The sequence below is a fragment of the Fictibacillus arsenicus genome (genome assembly GCF_001642935.1).
Lineage (GTDB): Bacteria > Bacillota > Bacilli > Bacillales > Fictibacillaceae > Fictibacillus > Fictibacillus arsenicus_B.
The window spans coordinates 2,850,819-2,874,121 of the sequence record NZ_CP016761.1 but is presented as its reverse complement, the minus strand read 5'-3'; the positions used below and the strand labels follow the sequence as shown (position 1 = coordinate 2,874,121).

Below are 23,303 nucleotides of genomic sequence, written 5' to 3'. Positions count from 1 at the left end.
TAGGAAAAATAGATCATATAACTGGAGGTTCTTATGAGAATTGATAAATGGCTTTCCAATATAGGCTTTGGAAGCAGAAAAGAAGTTAAACAATTATTAAAATCTGGTGCAGTTACCTTAAATGGAACTGTGATTAAAGATCCGAAAACTCAGGCAGATCCTGATAAAGATTATGTCTTGGTTCATGGTGAAGAAGCAGTTTACAAAGAGTTTATATACTTAATGATGAATAAGCCGCAGGGTGTCATTTCCGCTACTGAAGATTCACGTCATGAAACTGTAATCGATTTACTCGAACTGGAAGATCAAGGTTTTGAGCCGTTCCCTGTTGGGAGATTGGACAAAGATACGGAAGGGCTTCTTATTTTAACGAATGATGGCCAACTGTCACATACTTTGCTATCACCAAAAAAGCATGTTCCTAAAACATATTTTGCAAAAATAAATGGGTCTATTCCTGAAAACACTTATGAAAAATTTAAAGAAGGTGTTGTTTTAGAAGATGGATACCAGACGCAGCCTGCAAAATTACAAATCGTTAAGGACTCGATGGATGAATCAGAAATCTTCTTAACCATCACAGAAGGCAAATTCCATCAAGTAAAAAGAATGTTTGAAGCGGTGGACAGAAAAGTGACTTATCTTCAAAGAGTACAAATGGGTAACTTAAAACTTGATGAAACTTTGCCATTAGGGACATATAGAGAGTTAACAGAGGAAGAACTCTCTCTGCTTTCTGAAAAAGAGAATGTTTTTGAATAAATTATAAGGGGTATCTTCCAATAAAAAGGAGGATGATTCCTAATGAGGTTATATGCTGATAAAATAATTGGTGCAAAAGCTGAACATGATGCGGCTCCTCTTGATGAACATAAAGTAAACGATATTTTATTCAATATGTATGATCACCGTTTATGCTATTTTACTTTCACGATTGAAAACAGAAGTCCTGAACGTGAGGAAATGCCTGCTGACCGGCATATGGAATCTGTTGTCGCGGCAACATCTGGGATTGGAACGCAAAACACACCTATGACAGGTAGCGCTTATCCTGAAACAAATTATAGTGAGGTTAAAGAAACTTACTTTATTCCTTGGCATCAGATCGTAGATATTAATGAAGAAAAGCTTGTGTTTGAAGGTAATGAACGACAAAAGGAAGAACCAATTGAATGCTACTCTTATCTTGCTGTAAAGGATTGGCCAGTAATAGACCAGAGTGGTGAAAAGATTGGTAAGATTAAAGATCTTGTCATGGATACTGAACGTCAGCAGGCGGTTGGATTTGTCCTTTCTGAAGGATTTTGGAAAAGTTTATTTGGTCACGATGAAAAATATATGCCGATTACAGGTCAGCCAGATTGGAAAACACAAGAGTGGAAAATTGAACGTACTCCTGATTTGCTTCTCAAGAATACACCTGAAGAATTATAAATAAACAAAAAAGTTCCCGCATTAATACTGCGGGAACTTTTCTTATGCTTATCCATAATTGTATAACTGTTTATGATACTTTTACTTTTTTTGCTGTTGTTTCCCACATTCCGCGGGCAGGACTTGTTACTAAATTGTTATAAGAAAGTACATTCAAATCCCTCTGGATTGTTCGCTGTGTAGTTCCAAATTCTTCAACTAATTCTCGTGTTGTTACAGTACCTTTCTTGCGTATAAACAAATATAGGGCTTTCACACGATTCAACATTCTGTCAGTTGAAGGACTCAAAAAACCACTCCTTGTTTAAATTAGTTGTTAACATACTATATGATAGCAATCAAAAGTTAATGAAGTATGAATATTAGATTACAATCTCTTTAATTCGGGAAGAACCATTGTTTCTAAAAAATAAAAAGCGAAGAATCCATATCGGTTTCTTCGCTGCGTAAGCCAATTGTTATAATGTGTGAGTTCAAAAAGATGTCTGTGCGGCTATGCAGCAAAACCTTTGTAAAGAACATATAATCCTCATTTAAGGAATATTTGTCAGTACAGGTAACACACCACACCTCCCATTTACGCATCATTATACACGAAAATCCGAAAATGTCAATGCCTTCTATTTTCCAATACTTTGAAAAAGAACGATAACAAAAAAGAATGATATAAGGTACAATGAAAAAAGTTATGAATACCGTTAAAGTTAGGAGGGATGAAAGTGTATATCTTACAAAAATTTTTCAAGCAGCTAGTTGTAAACAAACTAGGGATTTTCTCCTTTACTTTTTTTATCGTCATTTTTTCTTCAATTGTTATGCGTATATTAGAACCGGAAACATTTCCTGGATGGTTTGATGCTTTATGGTATGTAATGACAACCGTTACGACTGTAGGTTACGGGGATTTCTATCCGGTAACTATAGCAGGCAGAACTTACGCTATTTTTATCTTTTTGATTGGAATTGGCATTGCTGGCTTAGCAATTGGGAAATTGGTTGAAGCTTTAGGAGCTCACCGGAAACGAAAGGAGGAAGGAAGGTTGAATTTTAAAGGAAAAGGTCATTTTGTTATTATTGGCTGGTCTGAGAAAGCAAAGTATGCGATTTCTGAGATTATTGAAACTCACCCAGAATTAGACATCGTTCTCATCGACCAATTAAACATAACACCTATAACACATAAAAATGTACATTACATACAAGGCGATCCTTCAAGTGAGTCTGTGCTGCTGCAGGCTAACATTAACGATGCTCAATCCGTTCTTGTTTTTTCAGATGATTCTATCCAAGATTCAGCATTGGCAGATGGAAAGACACTACTGGTAGTGACATCGGTTGAAAGGCTTAACCACCATATACATAGTACCGTTGAGATAAAAAAAGAGGAAAACATTCAAAATTTCAGGCATGCTAAAGTAGATGAGTTTGTTTTGAGTCACGAAACTGTTTCTCGAATGGCTGTACGCTCTGCCTTCTCAAGGGGAATCACAGAAATTTATACGCAGCTTTTGTCATATAAAGAAGGCGAAAACCTTTTTGAAGTAAAGAAAAAAGGTGAGTGGAAGACATATAAAGATGCTTTTGAAGGACTTTTAAAAGAAGGAGCCACACTGATTTCTGACGGAAGTGATCTAGGTATTAATAAAAAATTAAATGAACCTATACGTGAAGATGCCAGACTATATATTATTTGCAGTAAAGAAGTGTACGAATCTCTCACTTAGGCTTCAAAGGAAAGGGTGTAACGCGTGTCAAAAATAAATTGGTCAGAAGAAGTTGAAAAAAGAAAAGAACAGCTTTTAGAAGATACAAAAGGTCTATTGAAGATCCCAAGTATCTTGGATGAAACGAAAGGAACAAAGGATGCTCCATTTGGTCCAGAAATTCATCAAGCATTAACGTATTTGCTGGATCTAGGAAAAGAAAGCGGTATGTCAGCCAAAGATGTTGATGGATATGCCGGACACTTGGAAATGGGAAGCGGGGAAGAACTGGTCGGTATTCTTTGCCATGTGGACGTTGTGCCGGCAGGGGAAGGATGGACGGTTGATCCATTTGGAGCTGAAATAAAAGACGGTAAGATCTTTGCAAGAGGCGCGATTGATGACAAAGGACCAACGATGGCTGCTTTTTATGCAATGAAGATTATTCAGGAACTAAAGCTTCCTTTATCGAAAAGAGTTCGAATGATTATAGGCTGTGACGAAGAAAGCAATTGGCAATGTGTAAGATATTATTTTAAAAATGAAGAAATGCCTGATTTCGGCTTTGCTCCTGATGCGGATTTTCCGATTATCAATGCCGAAAAGGGTATATTTGATGTTGAATTCACCTTAGGCGGCGATAGCGGGAACTACGATGGTCTTCAACTTATGTCATTCGAATCTGGTCAGCGTTTGAATATGGTTCCTGATCGTGCAGCTGCAAAAATAAAAGGCAGTGATCTAGAAAATATCGAAAAAGCATTTGTAAGTTATGCAGAAAGTAAGGGCATGCAATGTAATTCTTTTATTGAAAACGGGGAAATAAAATTGCAGACAGAAGGAAAATCTGCGCATGGCAGTACACCTGAAATCGGCAAAAATGCAGGTTTAGAGCTTGCGGAATTTTTGAACGGATATACTTTTTCGGGGCAAGGGAAAGCATTCTTGGCTTTACTCGAAGCTGTTACAGGGGAATACACCGGTAATAAGCTTGGGATTGCAGCTGAGGATGATGCTAGCGGGAAATTAACCGTAAATTCGGGAGTAATGAAATTTAATTCTGATGGCGGCAAAGTTGGATTGAACATCCGTTATCCGGTTACACATAACAGTAATGAAATAGAAGAGACACTATTTAAGAGGGCGAAGGATGATAATTGGGATCTCAGAATCATCGAAAATAATCCTCCAAATTATGTTGATGAAAAACATCCATTGATCAAAACACTGCAAAAAGTATACGAAGAGCAGACAGGGGAAAAAGGAGATTTGATTGCAATTGGAGGCGGTACTTACGCTAGGTCTCTGAATACAGGAGTTGCTTTCGGTGCATTGTTCCCAGGCCGAGAAGATGTGGCTCACCAAAAAGATGAGTATATGTATATTGACGATTTATTGCGAGCTTCAGCTATATACGCTCAAGCTATTTATGAGCTGGCAAAATAGGTAAGAAAGAGAAGAGGAAAACATCATGAACAAAACTTTTGATCAAACCTCAATCAGTTTAAAAGGCTTTTATTTGCTTTTCTTTTTTGGTCTAGGAAGTTTATTTCCCTTATTGGGTGTGTATTTTAAGGAAGAAGTGGGACTTAGCGGGACTGAAATAGGTACATTAATGTCCATTAGTCCTGTTGTCATGATTTTCGCTCAGCCTCTCTGGGGGATGATCACCGACTTTTCACGACGTCCGCGGTCAGTACTGGGCTTAACCTTATTATTAACAGCTGGATTGGGATACAGTATATTATTGCTGGATTCGTATTTGTGGCTCTTGCTGCTGCTCATATTATTCTCATTTATGCAAAGTGCTCTTGTACCTGTATCAGACAGTATATTACTTAATTATGTTCAAAAAGAGAACAAGCAGTATGGGAACTATAGGCTGTTCGGTGCTGTAGGTTTCGCAATTGCGGTATATATCGCAGGAAGACTTGCTGAAACTTTTGGTACCCAAGTAATATTTTATATGTTTGCAGCAGTTCTTTTTCTGTGTATTTTGTTTGTATTTAATATGCCAAAAGAAAATCAGTCACTAAAAACGGATATGAAAAAGGGTATTGATAAGCTGATAAAAATGCCCTCTTTTATTATTTTTCTTATCGCTACATTCCTTGTTTTTGGACCGATTTTTGCAAATAACTTTTATTTTGGTTTTTATATTCAGGAAACGGGAGGCACTCTTGCTGGTGTAGGACTCGCTTTTTTATTAGCTGCAGGCAGTGAAGCTCCTTTTATGAAATTTGCTGGGCTTACGATCAAAAAATGGGGCATGATGCAGATTATGATGTTTGCAGCAGCAGTCTCTGCTGTTCGCTGGACTTTCTACTTTTTTGAGCCGTCCTTTTCAATTGTCTTGGCTACCACCATTGCTCAAGGGTTTTCAGTTGGTCTATTCATTCCAGCAGCAATGGAGTATGTTCGGATGTATACGCCTAGTGAGGTAAGAGCGACTGCAGTTTCATTATATTCAGCTGTGGGGAACGGACTTGGTTCTTGGTTTTGTACGTTTGTTGGCGGAATTATTTTTGATAAATTTTCAATCTTTTATACGTACTTGTTCTTTGGAGTCCTTTCATTTGCGGGTCTATTGATGGTTATTATTCTTTCAAAAATGGAACAAGAACCCGTTCTTGTACACAGATCAATTTAAAGAGCTTAAGATTCTTCGTTGTTGAGTTAATTGGAGCGCAATAAAGAAAACACTTAAGGAGATGGTGTCTTTTTAGGCGGACATCTTTTGGTGAAAGTACTATTTTGTTAGGTTAAGAAGAAAAATTGTTCGGTTGCTCCACTTTTTTGTTCGGTTAACAGCCATTTTTGTTTGGTCTCAATTTATTTTGTTTTTTCGCGAAGAACTAGCATACAAAATCAAAGGTGTGAGACTGCTGCGCATTTAAAAAGACATCCCGAACGTATTCTGGGATGTCTTTTTATCTCTTATGAATTAAATTGAAATAGATCGCTTGAGAGGTAGCGTTCGCCTGAGTCACAAGTCATGCAGATCACTACTTCTCCCTTTTTTCGTCTTTCTGCTATCTTTAGAGCTGCGAAAACAGCAGCACCAGAAGATGGACCTACAAGTATGCCTTCTTCTGAAGCAAGACGTCTTGTAATGTCATAAGCGTCTTCATCATTTACTTGAACAATTTCATCATATACGTTTTGGTTTAAAATCGCAGGGATGAAGCCGGGACTAGTTCCCACGAGCTTATGTTTTCCTGGTTTTCCGCCAGAAAGTACAGGAGATCCTTTAGGCTCTACAACGTGAACGGTTAGGTCAGGAAACATTGATTTAAGCGTTTCACCTGTACCCGTTATTGTTCCGCCAGTTCCAGCCGGTGCAATAAATGCAGTAAATGGTTTGCCTATTTCTTCGATGGCTTCTTTTATTTCAATTGCTGTACTTTGCCTGTGAGCATCTGGATTAGAAGGGTTTTCAAATTGCATAGGCATGAAGCTGTTTGGAATTTCTGCTGCAAGTTCTCTTGCCTTCTTTATCGCTCCAGGCATTTTTTCATCCCCTGGAGTCAGTACAACTTTTGCTCCATAGGCTTTTAATAAATTTATTCTTTCTTCAGTCATCGTATTTGGCATAACTATTATAGATTTATAGCCTCTTGCTGCAGCATTCATAGCAAGTCCGATCCCTGTATTTCCGGAAGTCGGTTCAATAATCGTAGAACCTTCTTTTAAATCGCCTTTTTTCTCGGCTTCAATAATCATATTATAAGCAGCTCGATCTTTCAGACTTCGGCTAGGATTATAGTACTCAAGCTTAACGTACACATCTGCACCTTCTGAATGAGGCAAGCGGTTTAATTTAACAATAGGTGTATCTCCAATCAGTTCCGCGATGTTTGTTACGACTCTCATAATTTGCACTCCCTTTTTATTACTTCTATTAGTATAACAAATAATCTATTCGGTAAAAAAGCAGATAGAGGGATACGAATATCTGATAAAATAAATAATGGAAAGCGGTGAATTATATGGAAAGGCATTTATTTGTGGCACTGCAGCTGCAGGCCGATGTAAAATCAACTCTTGATCAAATGTGCCAAGAAATAAAAAAGGAGCATTCATTTAAAACTTGGGTTCATCCCGATGATTATCATATTACACTCGCTTTTTTAGGAAAAGCAGCACGCGATCAATTAATGATATTGAATCCTTTATTACAAGAGACCGTGCAAAAGTATGAAGCCTTTGCATTAAACATTAACCATTTTGGTTTCTTTGGAAACAAAGAGAACCCAAGAATCTTTTGGACTGGTGTTGAAGAACAGGTTAAATTATATAACCTTCAAAAACAAGTGGCATTTGCATGCAGGCAGGCTGATTTCACCTTAGAGAAAAGATCCTACTCTCCTCATATTACACTTGCACGAAAACATTTAGATTCATCAGCACTGCCTGTTGATTCAGAAAAATGGTGGGATATTTATGGGAGGGAAATTCAATTCCTGGCAGAAAATGTTGTTCTATATGAAACACATTTTGAAAAGCAGCCGAAATATCAGATTGTACAGTCCTTTTCATTAACTAGATAAGCAGCAGGAGGAGGGGAAAAAAGAATGGCACAGCTTGTTAAAATACAAGATTATGTTTCACGGTATGAAAAGAACCTTTATCATTATCAATCTCTATTTATGCGTATTAAGGAAAACCGCTGGAAAGCTTTTTTTCCTGGCAATGAAGAAGAGAGCCGTAAACTTTTGCATAAGGAATTCAGAAGAACCCTTTTTCAAAATCAAATGAACTGGGCAACTTCTACTGTAAAAGAAGTTTCGAACGTTGATCAGAAATATATAAGAGACCAGCAGCTACAATTTCTGACACAAGAAATCCCTGATAATTACTTTTTATTTTATGAGCCAGTATTACGGATTAAAAGTGCTCCGGTTGAACTTGATGTAATTTTAGCAGGCCCTGCAATGATATCACTTATTGTCTGGCTGAGCGGTGAAGGGATTTGGCAGGAAGCGGAGAATAAGCGCTTTTGGAAAAATGTCAGTCCAGAGCAAAAAGAAACAAGATTAAGTCCGGTTGTCAGGCTTGAGAGGATGAACAGTATAATCAAAGGATGGACTGAACTATATAAAGAACAGCTTTCAATCCAGCAAACCATAATAGCACCGGATGCATTTATAGATCTTTCAAACGACTGGAGAAAAATAAACTACGTTGATAAACGGAATTTTAAAGAATGGCATATGAAGATCATCCATGAACCTGCACCAGTGAAGAGTCAGCAATTAAAATTTGTTGCGGATATCTTAGGAATCGGTGTGACGAATTCTCTTTATAGAAAAGATCCTTTAACAAACGAGTCTGAGTTAAGTTTTGAAGGAATTTGATACATATTGTCGAATTGATTGTAAAACAAACAATCGAGGACTTAAATGATGAAAAGATACTTTTTTATAATTAATACGAATAACTCAAAAGCAGTGAGAGCATTCAATCGGTTAAAAAAGGATTTAGATAAAGAAGAGATTTCATATCGAACTTTCTATACAGAGCACAAAGGCCATGCTGTTGAAATAGCTAAGAAAATAATTTACATAAACAAAGATTCTATTAAAGCTATCATCGCGGTAGGCGGAGATGGGACAATCCATGAGGTGTTCAATGGGATAAAAGATCACCCTGAAATCCCTCTTGGCTTTATTTCGGGTGGTTCAGGAAATGACATTGTTCGTGTACTTGCAAAAAAAATCAAAGGCAGTAAAAGTCAAATTGCCTATTTAAAAAGAAACAGGTTAATCAAAAGTGATGCCGGGCTTATCCATATGATCGGAAGAAGCATGAAGGATCAAGTTTTTTTAAGTGCGATTGGAATCGGCCTTGACGGAGAAGTTGCCAGATATACAAATGAAGCTCGTTACAAAAAAGTTCTTCACAGGATGAGATTAGGAACTTTTGCATATGTTATTACACTTTTTAAAGTTTTGAAATCCTTTAAACCAGCTTCTGTGGAACTTGAGATCGATGGGCAGGTGCATACTTTTGATACGGTATGGCTTGTAGCGGTTGGAAACATGCCCTATTATGGAGGGGGTATGAAAATATGCCCGGAGGCTCGTTACAACGATGGAAGACTGGATGTGTGTGTTGTACATAATATCTCGTTAACAAAACTTCTTATGCTTTTTATTTCAGTCTTTTGGGGCGGACATGTAAAAGTGCAAGGAGTTTCACAGTTTACATGCCGTAATATTACAGTGAATACTAATAGACCAGTTGCGATTCATGCGGATGGTGAATATAAAGGAACAACACCAGTTTCCATTGAAATAAATCCTCTGTCTGTACCGATAAAAGTTTAAAATCTATGAATACTTGAGTGGTGAAGAAAATGAAATGGACTGACTTTTTTAATATTGCTCTTTTTTCGATCCTTTGGGTTGCGTTGATTCAAAAAAAACCTGGCATAAAAGAATGGGTGTCAGAAGTCACAAACGATAACCTTATGTGGGGTATTATTATTCCAATTATCCTTTATGCAGCTTTGGTAATCGCGGGAAGAATTCTTAGAAATAAATACTTAAATAATTAATGAGAGCGGGTCATCCCTCTCTCTTTTTCATATTTACGAATAACAAAATGAATTTAAGTTCAATATGATGTAATAGCTGACTGAAGGAGTGTGAACACAGGTTGAAGAACTTTGAAGCAAAAGCTTATATTGATGACTTTTCACTAATAACAATAGTAGCTAAAAAGTCCTTTTCAATCGTCCCGTCGTTTGGTTTATTACAAACGGATGGTATTGTACATTCCTTAACGATCCTTAAACAAGAAAATTATAACCAGCGATATATTTATAAATGCAAATCTCCCATTCAATTGAAGATGGGCAAAGATTATTGGATAAAAATTAACGGAAACCAAATTCCCCTTAAAATAGGCAGTATAGTCAGAACAGATCAATTTGATTCGCTCTTTTTTGATGATGGTCTTCTTGGTGCCCAGTATACACCGAACTCCACAGTTTTTAGAGTATGGTCTCCTGTAGCTGTTGAAATGCAGCTTAGGTATAAAGTATTCGGGGAATCAGATTTTTTAGAAGCGAGCATGGAAAGAACAGAAAAAGGAGTTTGGCATTTTACCTTACAAGGTGATCACCATTTAACTCAGTACATTTACAGAGCTAAAGTTAATCACGAATGGGTCGAAGCAGCAGATCCATATGCACGCTCCGTAACAATTAATGGTGAGAGATCGGTTGTTATTGATTTGCGTAAAACAGATCCTGACCAATGGCAGCGATCCGAAAAAAGAATGAACCTTCGTTCGAAAATTGACAGTATCATCTATGAACTTCATATTAGAGATTTTACTATACATCCTGAAAGCGGTGTGAAACATAAAGGTAAATATCTTGGAATTACGGAAAAGAACACAAAAACATCCAAAGGAAATATTACGGGGCTGGATTATTTAACAAGCTTGGGCATTACGCATGTACAGTTAATGCCGGTCGCGGATTTTGGAAGTGTAGATGAAACAAAACCAAATACCCAATATAACTGGGGGTATGATCCTGTTCATTTCTTTGCTCCAGAAGGATCTTACGCAACGGAACCAAATAACCCGGTATGCAGGATCAAAGAGCTGAAAACTTTAATTCGAACACTCCAGGACAACGGGCTTTCTGTTATCTTGGATGTTGTATTTAATCATGTATATAAATTGGAAGAGTCATCTTTTGAGAAGCTAGTTCCAGGCTATTATTTTCGTTATGATGACGGCGGCAATCCTGTAAACGGTACAGGTGTTGGCAATGATACAGCCTCAGAACGAAAAATGGTAAGAAAGTTCATTCTAGATGCGCTTTTATACTGGCTAAATGAGTATAAAGTCGACGGTTTTCGCTTTGATTTAATGGGAATACATGATGTAGAGACGATGAATATTGCAGCATCAAAACTAAAATCATTAAACCCTGGAATTTTTCTGCTCGGAGAAGGCTGGGATCTAAATACGAATCTCGACCCGGAGAAGAGAGCTAACTTATCTTCAGCAAAAGTTCTTCCTGATTATTCATTTTTCAACGATTCTTTTCGAGATAGTGTAAAAGGAAGTATATTTACTGGCGGTACGGCCGGTTTTATAAACGGAAATCAGGACCTTTCTATTATGGATCAAATCCTGAGATCCATAAAAGGGTATGCCGGTAAAAATGACAAGTTTTTATCTGCAAAACAAAGCATCAACTATACAGAATGCCATGATAACCATACTTTATATGATCTTCTGAAAATTCGTCACCCGCATGAAAATGAAATGCAACGAAAAAAACGGCAGAAGCTTGCACTGGCATTTACCTTGTTTTCACGAGGAGTTCCATTTATTCATTCCGGGCAGGAATTTTATCGTACGAAACATGGAGTTGAGAATAGCTATAATATGCCTGATCGAATAAATGCTTTTAATTGGCATGAATGTGAAAAATACGAGAATGATGTTAAGTACTTTCAAGAACTAATAAAAATTCGCAATGAACAGCCAGTTTTTCGTGATGAAGCAGGCAGTGTAAATCAATTGCATGAACTCCCAGAAGGTATTTTAGGAGTGGAAATCAAACATCCCCTGACCGATAAAAAAGTAAAGTGTTCTTATTGGCAAAAAGTATTACTTCTATTTAATCAATCTCTAAAAGCCGCAGAAATACCAATACATCAGGGCTCTTGGAAAATAGCAGTTGAAAACGAGAGCAGTGTTGTAAGAAATTTGGATTCTAATACGTATCTCATTAATCCATTATCGTTTTCATTGTTATTTGTAAAAAGATGATTATTGAAGTCGTAATATTCAAGTGCTTTTATTGATTTTTTGTGTTAAAATAATGACTTCGCAGTATTTTATTTTGATACGGAAATTTATTCTCTTTGCTGAATGAACATAAATGAAAAACGGATCTAACTAGACAAGAAGGTGAACATTTTGGAACAGATTTTGGGAGAAGATTGGCAGGTTTCCCCTGCTGGCGGAGCAACAGGAGAAGCATATATAGCTGAATACGGGAACCAAAAACTGTTCTTAAAGCGTAATTCCTCTCCGTTTTTAGCTGTTCTTTCGGCTGAAGGCATTGTACCCAAATTGTTATGGACAAAAAGACTTGGCAACGGTGATGTTATTACTGCACAGCAGTGGCTTAACGGACGAGAATTAAAAGCAGCTGATATGAAGAGTAAAAACGTAGCAGAACTGTTAGCAAAAATCCATCAGTCTCAAGAGCTGCTGGGAATGATGAACCGCTTAGAAAAAAAGAGACTGACTCCTGTTGATATGCTGAATGATATTCAAAAGCAGATGCGGAAAGAAAAAGATTACCTCGAGATAATTAATGATTCATTTGCTTATCTAATGGAAACTGCATCAGAAGTTGAAGTTGAGAATATGGTGGTATGTCATTGTGATGTAAATCATAATAATTGGCTCTTAAGTGATACTAATGAATTATTTCTTATTGACTGGGATGGTGCAATGATTGCAGACCCTGCCTTGGATTTAGGTATGCTGCTCTATAGCTATATTCCTTATGAAGAGTGGGATAACTGGCTGGAAATCTATGGTCAGACTTTGGATGATGATCTTGAACGTAGAATGCATTGGTATGTACTTGCACAAACAATCAGTTCTTTTTTCTGGTATAAAGAAAAAGGACAGTCAAAGGAAACTGCCCAGTTTGCTGAAAGTATCAAGGAACTTGCGGGGACGATCTGACAATTAAAATGTAAATCTGACACTATTTCCTAGGGAATAGTGTCTTAATATGGATGGTGTGTCTGAATCGTATTAATCCACGATTCCAGATGTGGAAGATGATTAGATATATGTTCTTCCAAGTGCTGATGTGAGAAACCTGTATGACTATATTCATTGATATTTGTTAAAATATTTCTTACTTCTTCGTGGATTTCACCATTTTCAATCAAATGTGCAGCCAAGCGTTCAATTTGTGCACATTCTGATGGTGAACCGGCACAATCTGTATAATGGTCTTGCAGAAGATCTCTGATTATATGCAATTGATCATTGTAAGTTAATGGCATTTGCTGCACATCCTTTCATTGCATAGGTTATGGAGTTAAGAAAAAAATATCCTTGAAATATTGAACTGATCTAAATAACATCAATGATAATAAACATATTGTAAGGCGGGAGAAATTGTTATGCGTCAACGGTTTAAGCCTTGGGCTAAAGAAAAATTATTGGACAACCCCGGAGTAGTATCACTTGAACCTGAATCCATGAAAGGAAAGTGGAGTTCTTTCTTTGGAAATGATAATCCGATTCATATTGAAGTTGGAACAGGTAAAGGTCAATTTATTAAAGGCATGGGTAAGCAGAATCCATCCATAAATTATTTAGGGATGGAGCTTTATGACAGCATCATCATTACTGCATTGGACAGAATCTTAGAAGATGGAACGTCCAATGTAAAATTAATTCGTGCAGATGCAACCCATATTTTAGATTATTTCGAAACGGGAGAAATCGATCGTGTTTATCTTAATTTCTCTGATCCATGGCCAAAGAAAAAACATGCAAAAAGAAGACTTACACATGAAAGCTTCTTAGAACGTTATGAAACCATCCTAAAAAAACAAGGTGAGATTCATTTTAAAACGGATAATCAAGGGTTATTTGAATATTCACTTCATAGCATGTCTAAATACGGCATGATTTTTCAGGATGTTAGTCTTGATCTTCATAAAAGCGGTATGGACAACGTTATGACTGAATATGAAGAAAAGTTTTCGGAAAAGGGATTTCGTATATACAGAATGGAAGCTCAATTTCGTTCATAAAAACTCGGTGATAACACCGGGTTTTTCTTTTATTCCGAATCAGGATCTTATGATACACTTGTAAAAGGAGTGAAGAGAAAGGAGAAATGAAAAATGGATCAGTGGAAAATCGGCGAGATAACACTAACTTGGCTGGACGGTGGAGTAACACATATGGACGGCGGTGCAATGTTTGGAGTTGTTCCAAAACCTTTGTGGGAAAAAAGATATCCCGTTAATGACAAAAATCAGATTGAGTTAAGAACTGAACCCATTCTTATCAAAGGACTTGGAGGTAAAAATATCTTAATTGAGTCTGGAATTGGAGCTGGTAAATTAACAGATAAGCAGCTAAGGAACTATGGTGTTTCTGAAGAATCTCTAATTCATAAGAGCCTTGAAAAAGAAGGTCTGGCTCCTAGTGATATTGATATTGTCCTTATGACACATATGCATTTTGACCATGCATGCGGACTATCCAAGTGGCAAGAAGATAAATTGGTACCAGTTTTCGAAAACGCTGTCATCTACACATCGGAAATAGAATGGGCAGAGCTTAAAAATCCTAATGTACGTTCTCAAAATACATACTGGCGTGAAAATTGGGAACCTATTGCTCACCAAGTAAAAACATTCGAAGAAGAGATTGTACCTATAGAAGGTATAAAAATGATACATACCGGAGGCCATAGCGATGGGCATTCAATCATCGAGCTTAATGTTGGCAGCGAAAAAATATATCATCTAGGTGATATCATGCCTACTCACGCTCACCATAATCCTCTCTGGGTTTTAGCGTATGATGATTATCCAATGACATCTATTTTTGCAAAGCAGAAATGGATTAAACCTGATACATGGTATTTCTTCTATCATGACTGCATTTACAGAGCAGTAAAATGGGATAAAGATGGGAACATATTGGAAAGAGTACCGCGTTCTCCAAAAATGTGAAAAAAAAGTCATACAATTTCCATTTTCAAGTGAATGTCGAAATCGACAGGATATGTTAAAATATGAAAGGTATGAAATTATATTTTTTATAAGCAATTCAAGAGATGAATTGAAAGGGGATTAAAAAATGAAAAAGCAGTTAATTACCATGTTTACCGTATTTACACTGTTTTTATCAATCGGTTCTTTTGCATCTGCAGACACAGCAACTGATGAAATGAAGAAAACAATTGAAAAAGGGATTAAAAGCGAGCACAAAGACTATAAAAAAGGTTCTTTAACGCTAACAGACGTTCAGTCTTTTCCCAATGAAGATCCTGAGTTAGAAGCTTCTGAGGTTACAGTTGCTGTCGCTAATTATGATACTGTCAGAGATAATATTTTTTATTTTGATCATACTGAAGTTGTTTATTATGATGCAGACAAAAATGAATTATTAGCTGAAGGTGCAGTAGCAAAAGCTAGTGACAAAATTAAGGATTATAAAAAGAAGCATGAGTCTGATCTTGGAACTCATATGGATGTAGTCGTTGTAACAGCATTATTGTTCATCTTGATTATTGTTCCGTTATTCATCTTGACGGTTTGGGAAAAGCGTCAGTACCTTACTACAAAATTCAAGATTGAAAACAACCTATACAACCAAACAAAACTTTACCGTTAATAAGTAAAGCCCCTTTTTCAGCCTGAATGGCTGACAAGGGGCTTTGTTTTTTTGGCTGTTTATAAAAGAGATGTTATTTTTCAATAAGCTGAAGCAGTGTCCCTGTTTTTGCTTCGATTAAAAATTCGTAATGTACAGGGGCACTGCCATAACTTGAGTCAGAAAAGCCGCCTTTATAAACCGTGTATGGAAGACCAAAAACAAAAGTACTTTCTCGATTGACTAAAATCCATGAACCTGAAATGTTATAGGTTTGATTTGCTTTTTCTTTCAACATTTTTAATGCTTTTTCGGGTGAGAGCCATTCTGTTTGTTTTTTAGTAAATGCATAGCCTGCTGCAGCACCTGCAAGTCCGGCAAAGATTAAGTTTCTCCATTTCATAATCATTAACCACCTTATGTAGAGTTTCTTTTCTTCTATTTTTTAGTATAACAAAGAAAAGCCTTCTTTTTCTTCTCTGTTTTTGTTAAGATACTCATGATACAGATGGAGGGTTCGAGATTCCCACCCCTCCTAAAACAAAACTAGGGAGCGTGAAGAATGATATTCCACACTCTCTGCATCTGCAGAGATTTTTTTGTTTTCGTGCTCTCCATTGAAAGGATGAACTGGAATGACCTATAAAATTCCTAAAGATGTTCAAATGCTTGACCGTGATATAAAGCGTGAGCAATTAAAATATCACAATAAACGTGTTGCAGTCTGCAAAGAATTTACGTTTGATGCAGCCCATCACCTTCACTGTTATGAGGGAAAGTGTAAGAACCTTCATGGCCACACGTATAAACTTGTAATCACAATGAGTGGATATGTGAACGAGATCGGTATATCAGTGGATTTTGGTGAAATTAAAGAAATTTTCAAGACAGCAATTGATGAAAAACTTGATCATAGATACTTAAACGAAGTGCTTCCTCCAATGAATACAACTGCTGAAAATATGGTTGTCTGGATGTGGGAACAGATTGATGCTGAACTAAAACAAAGAGGCTTATCTGAAAAAGGGCACAGAATCGAAGAATTAAAGCTGTATGAAACTCCAACAAGCTTTGCCGTTATGAAAAGAGAATGGATGGTGGGAGAATGAAGTCGTTCGATCTGCCATCTAAAGACATCTGGAGACATTGGAAACTCCCGATGGTTGAAATTTTTGAAACAGTAGAGGGGGAAGGTCTTCAGGCAGGCTATCCAACTGTATTTGTAAGAGTCTTTCATTGTAATCTGCGTTGTACTTGGTGCGACACGACTTATAGTTATGCACCTGCAAAGCCTGAATTTGAAGCATCCATTGATGAGATCATTTCAACTATTAAATCATTCCGTTCTTCCCGTATTTGTTTCACGGGAGGCGAACCCCTCATCCATCGAGAAAAGTCTGCAGCTTTGCTCATGGCAATGGCTGATTTAGAACACATTGTAGATATCCATATTGAAACAAATGGTGCTATCGATTTAGTTCCTTTTGAAAAACTGCGTAATTCCCACCCAGAACTTCAAAGAAAAATGAGGTTTGTTATGGATTACAAACTTCCTGCTTCTGGTGAGATGGACAAAATGAATTTAGGTAATTTTAAAGAACTTCAAAATCAGGATGAAATTAAATTTGTAATCGGCTCAGAAGAAGATTTTGAAATTACGCAACAAGTGGTGGAGCATCATTATCGAAAAGGACAGATTTGTGTAAGTCCGGTTTGGGAAAGTATGCCGCCAAGAAGGCTAGTGGAACTTTTATTAGAAAGTCATTTGCCGAATGCTAAGTTGAGCCTGCAGCTTCATAAAGTAATCTGGCACCCAGAAGAGAGAGGGGTATAACTACATGAGTAAAAAAGCAGTTATTGTCCTAAGCGGAGGACTTGATAGCACGACATGCATGGGAATCGCGAAAGCGGAAGGCTATGATCTTTATCCTATAACGTTTCATTATGGGCAGCGTCACAATCGGGAAGTAGAACAGGCAATTGAAGTAGGTAAGTATTATGGAGTTGCTGACCATAGAATTGTTGATCTTACTTTCTTAAAAGATATAGGCGGAAGTGCTTTAACAGATGAGACTTTAGATGTTCCAACTGAGACTGAAGAAGGCATTCCAGTCACTTATGTGCCTGCCCGGAATATGATTTTCCTGGCATTAGCAAGTGCATATGCAGAAGTCATAGGTGCAACAGCAGTTTATACAGGAGTCTCCGCTGTTGATTATAGCGGATACCCTGACTGCCGGCCTGAATTTATTCATAGCATGGAAGAAACGATTAACCTGGCAACGAAAGCTGGGGTTACAGGGAAGAACATCCTTGTAAAAACTCCGTTAATCAATCTTTCAAAAAAGGAAACGATTGAAGCTGGATTATCTCTTAACGTGCCTTATGAATTAACAACCTCTTGTTACAACGGAAAAGAATCCGCATGCGGGAAATGTGACAGCTGTCTGCTCCGTCTTAAAGGATTTAAAGAAGCAGGTTCTTTTGACCCCATCGCATACGAAAACTAGACAATATTCATAAACCTAGAAAACCCCTTCTGATAAAGTGTACAATAAACGTGTACATAGGATTATTTAGAAGGGGTTGTTTTTATTATGAATAAAGAAACACTCGAATTGTTTAAAACGTTGACGGAGATGCCTGCTGCACCAGGATTTGAAAGAGATCTCCGCAAGTTTGTCCGCCAGGAACTCGAACCGGTTTCTGATGAAATTATTCAAGACGGACTAGGGAGTATTTTCGGAGTTAAAAAAGGCAATGGCGGACCAAAGATCATGGTTGCCGGTCATATGGATGAAGTCGGTTTTATGGTTACAAAAATTACGAAGAACGGAATGCTTAAATTTCAGGAATTGGGAGGCTGGTGGAGCCAAGTTCTTTTGGCACAGCGTGTAAATATATACACAGATTCTGGAGAAGTTATCACAGGGATCATTGGATCAACCCCTCCGCATCTGCTTTCTGAGGATCAGCGTAATAGACCGATGGGCATTAAGAATATGTATATTGATATCGGAGCAGATGATGATAAAGATGCTTATAACATGGGAGTCAGACCGGGTCAGCAAATCGTTCCAATCTGCCCATTCACTCCTATGGCGAACCCTAGGAAAATCATGGCAAAAGCTTGGGATAACCGTTATGGTGTAGGTCTCGCGATTGAATTGTTAAAAGAACTTAAAGATGAAACTCTTCCAAACGAACTTTACAGCGGTGCGACAGTACAGGAAGAAGTAGGACTTAGAGGATCAAAGACAGCTGCAAACTTGATTCAGCCGGATTTGTTCTTTGCACTTGATGCGAGTCCTGCAAATGACATGATGGGTGATAAAAGTGAATTTGGCCAGCTTGGAAAAGGGGCTTTATTAAGAATTTTAGACAGAACGATGGTTACACATAGAGGAATGAAAGAGTTTATTCTAGATACGGCTGAAACAAACAATATTCCATATCAATATTTTATCTCACAGGGCGGAACAGATGCTGGCAGTGTACACGTTTCAGGAAACGGTGTACCTTCTGCTGTAATCGGTATTTGCTCCCGTTATATTCATACACATGCTTCAATTATCCATATCGATGACTATGCAGCGGCAAAAGAATTGCTTGTTAATTTAATTAAAACTGCAGATGCTTCTACGCTTCAAACAATCTTAGAAAATAGTTAAGGATGAATATGTTATGAAAATTGGAATTGGGTCGTCTAATCCCGCAAAAGTTAAAGCTGCGGATGCCTTCTTAAACTATTTTGAGAATGCGGAACTCACTGTTTTTTCTTCCGATTCACTCGTTTCCTCACAGCCATTTTCTGATGAGGAAACCAAGACAGGTGCAGTAAATCGGGCAATAGATTGTGTACGACAAGGTGCTGCGATCGGTCTTGGTTTTGAGGGTGGAGTAATGGAAATGGAAGATGGCATGTATTTGAGTAATTGGGGAGCGGTCGCGGATAGACAAGGAAATATCCTTACTGCTGCTGGGGCAAGAATATTGCTTCCACCTCCGATAGTTGACGGTTTGCGCGAAGGCAAGGAACTCGGACAGTTTATGGGAGAGTGGACAAATGATCCGGAAATCAGGAAAAAGGATGGAGCAATCGGCGTATTTACTGCTGGACTTTTATCCAGAGGCGAAATGTTTTCTCATATTGCAACAATCCTGTTAGGTCAGTATGTGTATATGAATAGTAATAAATAAAGGAAGTGTCTCATATGAGGCACTTCTTTTTTCGCATACATTGTTGCTATTGAAAGTAGTTAATTTCCGCTCCAGGCTGCTCGCTTTCCACGGGGCGTGCGGTGAGCCTCCTGCCGCTTTGCGCCATTAGGAGTCTCCACCTGACCGCTCGTCCCGTAGGAGTCTCGCACCTTGCACTCCAATCAACTTGTCAAAGAAGAGAACAAAAAACGACCTTAAGCAACTATCTTTTAGAAAACAGCCATTCAAAAAGAATGATTTGCGGTGTTCTGGGCAGATTAGAAACAAAAATGTGAGGCGGATCTACTTTGAACACATTGTTGAAGAGAATTTTACTTATCTCTCTAATCGTTCTTGCCTTTTTCTCAATATGGATAGGATATGAAACAAGACCTGTAGAAGGCAGGGCAGAAAAGCCTTTTATTCTTAACGAGAAAAGTGATTTTCAAAAGCTGGCGGAGAATCTTGAGAAAGAAGGATTCATAAAAAATAAGCTTCTTTTCTATATATATGGAACGATAACAGGCAAAAAATCTAAGGTGGTTGCAGGTGAACATACATTAAAATATGGTACAGGCTACAAAGAATTATTAGCAGATCTTTCTACACTGGACAGAGAAACAGAAGCTGTTGAAATGATTATTCCTGAAGGGATTACCGTTATAGAGATTGCTGACAGGTTAAGTAAGAAGGGCATCACTTCGAGAGATGAATTTCTAAAAACATCAAAGACGTGGGATAGCTTAAGGGAAGATCAATTTGAGAGTTTACAATTAGAAGATAAGAAACTACAGAAGGGAACAAAATATGCGATGGAAGGCATTTTGTTTCCCGATACTTATTTCTTTGAAAAACAACTTGATGCTGCTGAAGTAATCCGTCAAATGACAGATCGTTTTATTGAAAAAACAGAATCTATTGAAATAAAAACTGATCAAACACTTTATGAGTGGATAACACTTGCTTCGATCATTGAAAAAGAAGCTTTGTTGAATAAAGAAAAGCCTGTGATAGCAGGGGTCTTTATGAACAGAATTCAAGATAGCAAAAAGCTTCAATCCTGTTCGACAGTCCAGTATTTGCTGGATAAACCTAAAGCAACGCTGCGGAGAAAGGACTTAAAGATAAAAAGTCCATACAATACTTATTTAAATGATGGACTTCCGCCGGGACCGATTGCTAGTCCTGATCTTCAGTCGTTAAAAGCGGCAGCAAATCCTGAGAAACATGATTATTATTACTTTGTAGCCAAACAGGACGGTACATGGAGTCATTATTTCTCAAAAACATACAAGGAACATCGTAAGTACACAAATTTAAGCGGGAATTATTAAGAGGGTGCCTCACCATGAGACACCCTCTTTCTAAATCGTACTATTTTTGATTTTCATCCTTAAATTCTGAAGGAATCTCACTCTCTGTATTTGGATCGTCTTCAATCATCTCTTCTTCAAAGAAATCAGTTTCTTCGATGTGTTCATTTTCTTCGTAAACTGTGTCCTCTTCTGTAATCTTAATTTCGTATTCTTCTTCTATTGTTGCTGCAGCTTCTTGGTATTCTTCCATTAACTCGATTTCTTCTTCAACAGTCAACGTTTCACCTAAACGGAATTGATCGACTTCCTGCTGAAGTGTCAGAGCAATTTCCTGCAATTCTGTGGCAGCCAGGTTAACTTGGTGGATCGCTTCTTTTTGATGAACGCTAGAAGCACTTACTTGTTCGCTTGTTGCAACAGATTCTTCTGAAATTGCACTTACCTCGAATAATTTTTCCGATAAGTTTTCATTTGCAGATTCAACACGGCCGATAGCACCTTTCACTTGAGTGATTCTGCCGTTTATCTTAGAAACGTTATGAATAATGCTTGTAAAAGCTTGTTCTGTTTGTTGTACAGAAATTTGCTGATCGTTTCTGTATTGTTCAAAACGAACCGTCTCTTTTGATAATAATTCCATCTGGCTAGTCATTGATTTTACAAGCTGCTGGATTCTAAGTGCCTCATTTTTTGATCGTTCTGCAAGTTTTCTAACCTCACTTGCTACTACAGAGAATCCTCGGCCAGCTTCTCCTGCTCTTGCAGATTCAATGGCAGCATTTAATGCAAGCAGGTCTGTACTGCCCGCAATTTCCTGAATGGTTTCCACGATAGAATTAATTTGTTTAGACTGCTGAGATGCATGCTGAATTTCAGAAATTAAACTCTGAGCCAGTTCCAGAAATTGTTCAGAGTGCGTATTAAGCCGCTGTACAGTATCTGAGCCAGCCTTACCATCGTTTTCTGCTTTTTGGGCATCCAGTGAAATTTCATCACTTATCGTCGCTGTTTCCTTAATGGATTCAGTAACTTCTGATAATAAAACGGTACATTCATGAAGGTGATCTGCCTGGCTTTGAGCACCTGTTGCTACTTGGGAGATGGCTTCTGTTACTTCATCACTTTGTGCTGTTGTTTCTTCAGATACAGCCGCAAGATTTTGAGAGGAACTTGTAAGCTTTTCAGCAGCATTTTTTACTTCGTTCATAGATTTTTGCATCTTTTCCGCCATTGCATTAAAGGTATGAGCAAGGTCTGCCATTTCGTCTTTTGCTGAAGTATGTACACGGTATGAGAGGTCGCCTTCACCGATAATGGTAGCACCTTCTTTAAGTACAGAAATAGAAGATTGTATGGAGCGCAGCAGCCACACACCGATAACTCCTAAAATGACAAGAATGATTACACTAAGTGCTATTAAGCAGATCGTAAGCCAGAATTTAACCGACTTTTGTTTTTCTGAGAGAGCTGTATTCTCCTTTTGTAAGGACTTTTCAGCATCTGAAGTAGATTGATCTACCACTCCAGCAATTTTTTCAAATGTTTTTATGTCATCTTCAATTCGCTTTGTGATCGTTTGTATGGAATCTGCAGAATTTGTGTACTTTAATAGTTTTGATTTAAAGCTTGATAATTGATCTGCAGGCATATCTTTTGTATCCAACATTTGGTCGAATACAACTGCACTGTCTTTAAAGTTCTTTACGGAAGTGCTGTCGTATTTAATATGAACATCTTTTTCATACGTTTGCATTTGCAGCAAGTTTACGAGTAAAGCCTGATCATTCATTGTATTTACTGTTTCAGCAAACTCATCAGAAGTTTCGGTCATCATCTGTTTTAATGAATTTAGCTGGCTGGTTAGCCCAGTTGCAGATTCAAATGAAGTTTGATAAGCAGTTAAATCACTCTCAATTCCTTTGATGGATTTATCACCTGTCTCTTTAGCGAGTTTGCTTGTTTCGTTCTGCAATGTTTTTAAATAAGTAAGAACGTTCTGTTTGGAGTCTGCGCTTGGAGTGCGCAGGTATTCTTGTTCCATTTTGCGTACTTCATTAAATGAACTTCGAATATTGCTGCTTGAAAGAAATGCACTTTGCACACTTTCTCTTTCATTTTCCATTTGAGAATTCTGCCATAAAAATAAACCGATAAATGCAAGTAATACTATCATTCCGGCTAAACTAATAAGAAGCATCAGCTGAACTCTTTTTCGTATCGTCATGTTCATATGTATTCCCCCCCTGCAATTTTA

The 23,303-nt window shown here is 37.6% G+C and carries 25 protein-coding genes; 20 read left to right on the top strand and 5 right to left on the bottom strand.

The window, feature by feature from the left end:
- Positions 1-33: 33 nt before the first annotated feature.
- Positions 34-762, top strand: a complete 729-nt coding sequence (locus ABE41_RS14755; RefSeq protein ID WP_066291827.1) for a pseudouridine synthase — start codon at positions 34-36, stop codon at positions 760-762.
- A 42-nt stretch (positions 763-804) separates the two neighbouring features.
- A complete protein-coding gene (locus tag ABE41_RS14750) occupies positions 805-1,434 on the top strand; it encodes a PRC-barrel domain-containing protein (RefSeq protein ID WP_066291824.1) in 630 nt (209 codons plus the stop codon).
- A 70-nt stretch (positions 1,435-1,504) separates the two neighbouring features.
- Here the strand turns inward: ABE41_RS14750 and ABE41_RS14745 are convergent, their stop codons facing one another.
- Complete coding sequence (locus tag ABE41_RS14745; RefSeq protein WP_066291818.1) at positions 1,505-1,723, bottom strand: DeoR family transcriptional regulator; 219 nt, start codon at positions 1,721-1,723, stop codon at positions 1,505-1,507.
- A gap of 430 nt (positions 1,724-2,153) precedes the next feature.
- Between ABE41_RS14745 and ABE41_RS14740 the strand changes: the two genes are divergently transcribed.
- Genes ABE41_RS14740 through ABE41_RS14730 form a run of 3 tightly spaced genes read left to right on the top strand, consistent with a single transcriptional unit; the run spans position 2,154 to position 5,787 of the window.
- On the top strand, positions 2,154-3,158 hold the full coding sequence (locus tag ABE41_RS14740; protein ID WP_066291816.1) for a potassium channel family protein: 1,005 nt from the start codon (positions 2,154-2,156) through the stop codon (positions 3,156-3,158).
- 24 nt (positions 3,159-3,182) lie between these two features.
- The gene (gene pepV, locus ABE41_RS14735; RefSeq protein ID WP_066291810.1) at positions 3,183-4,583 is read left to right on the top strand and encodes a dipeptidase PepV; all 1,401 of its coding nucleotides are present in this window, start codon (positions 3,183-3,185) and stop codon (positions 4,581-4,583) included.
- Between the two features lie 25 nt (positions 4,584-4,608).
- Positions 4,609-5,787, top strand: coding sequence for an MFS transporter (locus tag ABE41_RS14730; protein ID WP_066291808.1), 1,179 nt, complete (start codon positions 4,609-4,611; stop codon positions 5,785-5,787).
- A 287-nt stretch (positions 5,788-6,074) separates the two neighbouring features.
- Here ABE41_RS14730 and cysK read toward each other — a convergent pair whose 3' ends face one another.
- Positions 6,075-7,010 carry a cysteine synthase A gene (gene cysK / locus ABE41_RS14725; RefSeq protein ID WP_066291806.1) on the bottom strand — a complete coding sequence of 312 codons (936 nt, stop codon included), beginning with the start codon at positions 7,008-7,010 and terminating at the stop codon, positions 6,075-6,077.
- A 116-nt stretch (positions 7,011-7,126) separates the two neighbouring features.
- Here cysK and thpR point away from each other — a divergent pair, with 116 nt between their 5' ends.
- The 6 genes from thpR to ABE41_RS14695 all read left to right on the top strand — a co-directional run bounded on the left by thpR (position 7,127) and on the right by ABE41_RS14695 (position 12,869).
- The gene (thpR, locus tag ABE41_RS14720) at positions 7,127-7,687 is read left to right on the top strand and encodes an RNA 2',3'-cyclic phosphodiesterase (protein WP_066291803.1); all 561 of its coding nucleotides are present in this window, start codon (positions 7,127-7,129) and stop codon (positions 7,685-7,687) included.
- A gap of 24 nt (positions 7,688-7,711) precedes the next feature.
- Positions 7,712-8,494 (top strand): hypothetical protein, encoded by a 783-nt coding sequence (locus tag ABE41_RS14715; RefSeq protein ID WP_066291798.1) that lies wholly within the window; start codon positions 7,712-7,714, stop codon positions 8,492-8,494.
- A gap of 45 nt (positions 8,495-8,539) precedes the next feature.
- On the top strand, positions 8,540-9,466 hold the full coding sequence (locus ABE41_RS14710; RefSeq protein WP_083207820.1) for a diacylglycerol/lipid kinase family protein: 927 nt from the start codon (positions 8,540-8,542) through the stop codon (positions 9,464-9,466).
- A 29-nt stretch (positions 9,467-9,495) separates the two neighbouring features.
- A complete protein-coding gene (locus ABE41_RS14705; protein ID WP_066291796.1) occupies positions 9,496-9,696 on the top strand; it encodes a hypothetical protein in 201 nt (66 codons plus the stop codon).
- A gap of 101 nt (positions 9,697-9,797) precedes the next feature.
- Complete coding sequence (gene pulA, locus ABE41_RS14700) at positions 9,798-11,936, top strand: type I pullulanase (protein ID WP_083207819.1); 2,139 nt, start codon at positions 9,798-9,800, stop codon at positions 11,934-11,936.
- A gap of 150 nt (positions 11,937-12,086) precedes the next feature.
- The gene (locus ABE41_RS14695) at positions 12,087-12,869 is read left to right on the top strand and encodes a phosphotransferase family protein (protein WP_066291791.1); all 783 of its coding nucleotides are present in this window, start codon (positions 12,087-12,089) and stop codon (positions 12,867-12,869) included.
- Between the two features lie 44 nt (positions 12,870-12,913).
- On the opposite strand, the gene ABE41_RS14690 is transcribed toward ABE41_RS14695, so the two are convergent.
- On the bottom strand, positions 12,914-13,198 hold the full coding sequence (locus ABE41_RS14690) for a YtzH-like family protein (protein WP_066291789.1): 285 nt from the start codon (positions 13,196-13,198) through the stop codon (positions 12,914-12,916).
- A 120-nt stretch (positions 13,199-13,318) separates the two neighbouring features.
- Here ABE41_RS14690 and trmB point away from each other — a divergent pair, with 120 nt between their 5' ends.
- The 3 genes from trmB (at position 13,319) to ABE41_RS14675 (ending at position 15,554) form a co-directional block, all read left to right on the top strand.
- Complete coding sequence (gene trmB / locus ABE41_RS14685; RefSeq protein ID WP_066291786.1) at positions 13,319-13,957, top strand: tRNA (guanosine(46)-N7)-methyltransferase TrmB; 639 nt, start codon at positions 13,319-13,321, stop codon at positions 13,955-13,957.
- A 93-nt stretch (positions 13,958-14,050) separates the two neighbouring features.
- Positions 14,051-14,890 carry a YtnP family quorum-quenching lactonase gene (locus tag ABE41_RS14680; protein WP_066291783.1) on the top strand — a complete coding sequence of 280 codons (840 nt, stop codon included), beginning with the start codon at positions 14,051-14,053 and terminating at the stop codon, positions 14,888-14,890.
- A 127-nt stretch (positions 14,891-15,017) separates the two neighbouring features.
- Positions 15,018-15,554 carry a hypothetical protein gene (locus tag ABE41_RS14675; protein WP_066291781.1) on the top strand — a complete coding sequence of 179 codons (537 nt, stop codon included), beginning with the start codon at positions 15,018-15,020 and terminating at the stop codon, positions 15,552-15,554.
- A 73-nt stretch (positions 15,555-15,627) separates the two neighbouring features.
- Here the strand turns inward: ABE41_RS14675 and ABE41_RS14670 are convergent, their stop codons facing one another.
- The gene (locus ABE41_RS14670) at positions 15,628-15,936 is read right to left on the bottom strand and encodes a PepSY domain-containing protein (RefSeq protein WP_066291779.1); all 309 of its coding nucleotides are present in this window, start codon (positions 15,934-15,936) and stop codon (positions 15,628-15,630) included.
- 232 nt (positions 15,937-16,168) lie between these two features.
- Between ABE41_RS14670 and queD the strand changes: the two genes are divergently transcribed.
- The 6 genes from queD (at position 16,169) to mltG (ending at position 21,067) form a co-directional block, all read left to right on the top strand.
- Positions 16,169-16,642: a 6-carboxytetrahydropterin synthase QueD gene (gene queD, locus ABE41_RS14665; RefSeq protein ID WP_066291775.1), complete on the top strand. Its 474-nt coding sequence runs from the start codon at positions 16,169-16,171 to the stop codon at positions 16,640-16,642.
- Positions 16,639-17,367, top strand: coding sequence for a 7-carboxy-7-deazaguanine synthase QueE (locus tag ABE41_RS14660; protein WP_066291772.1), 729 nt, complete (start codon positions 16,639-16,641; stop codon positions 17,365-17,367). Before queD ends, ABE41_RS14660 begins: the two co-directional genes overlap by 4 nt.
- Positions 17,368-17,371: 4 nt before the next feature.
- A complete protein-coding gene (queC, locus tag ABE41_RS14655; protein ID WP_066291767.1) occupies positions 17,372-18,043 on the top strand; it encodes a 7-cyano-7-deazaguanine synthase QueC in 672 nt (223 codons plus the stop codon).
- An 87-nt stretch (positions 18,044-18,130) separates the two neighbouring features.
- Positions 18,131-19,204, top strand: coding sequence for a M42 family metallopeptidase (locus tag ABE41_RS14650; protein WP_066291764.1), 1,074 nt, complete (start codon positions 18,131-18,133; stop codon positions 19,202-19,204).
- Positions 19,205-19,217: 13 nt separating this feature from the next.
- Positions 19,218-19,733, top strand: a complete 516-nt coding sequence (locus tag ABE41_RS14645; RefSeq protein ID WP_066291762.1) for a DUF84 family protein — start codon at positions 19,218-19,220, stop codon at positions 19,731-19,733.
- A 308-nt stretch (positions 19,734-20,041) separates the two neighbouring features.
- On the top strand, positions 20,042-21,067 hold the full coding sequence (gene mltG, locus ABE41_RS14640; RefSeq protein ID WP_066291759.1) for an endolytic transglycosylase MltG: 1,026 nt from the start codon (positions 20,042-20,044) through the stop codon (positions 21,065-21,067).
- A gap of 40 nt (positions 21,068-21,107) precedes the next feature.
- Here the strand turns inward: mltG and ABE41_RS14635 are convergent, their stop codons facing one another.
- A complete protein-coding gene (locus ABE41_RS14635) occupies positions 21,108-23,279 on the bottom strand; it encodes a methyl-accepting chemotaxis protein (protein WP_066291756.1) in 2,172 nt (723 codons plus the stop codon).
- Positions 23,280-23,303: the final 24 nt, after the last annotated feature.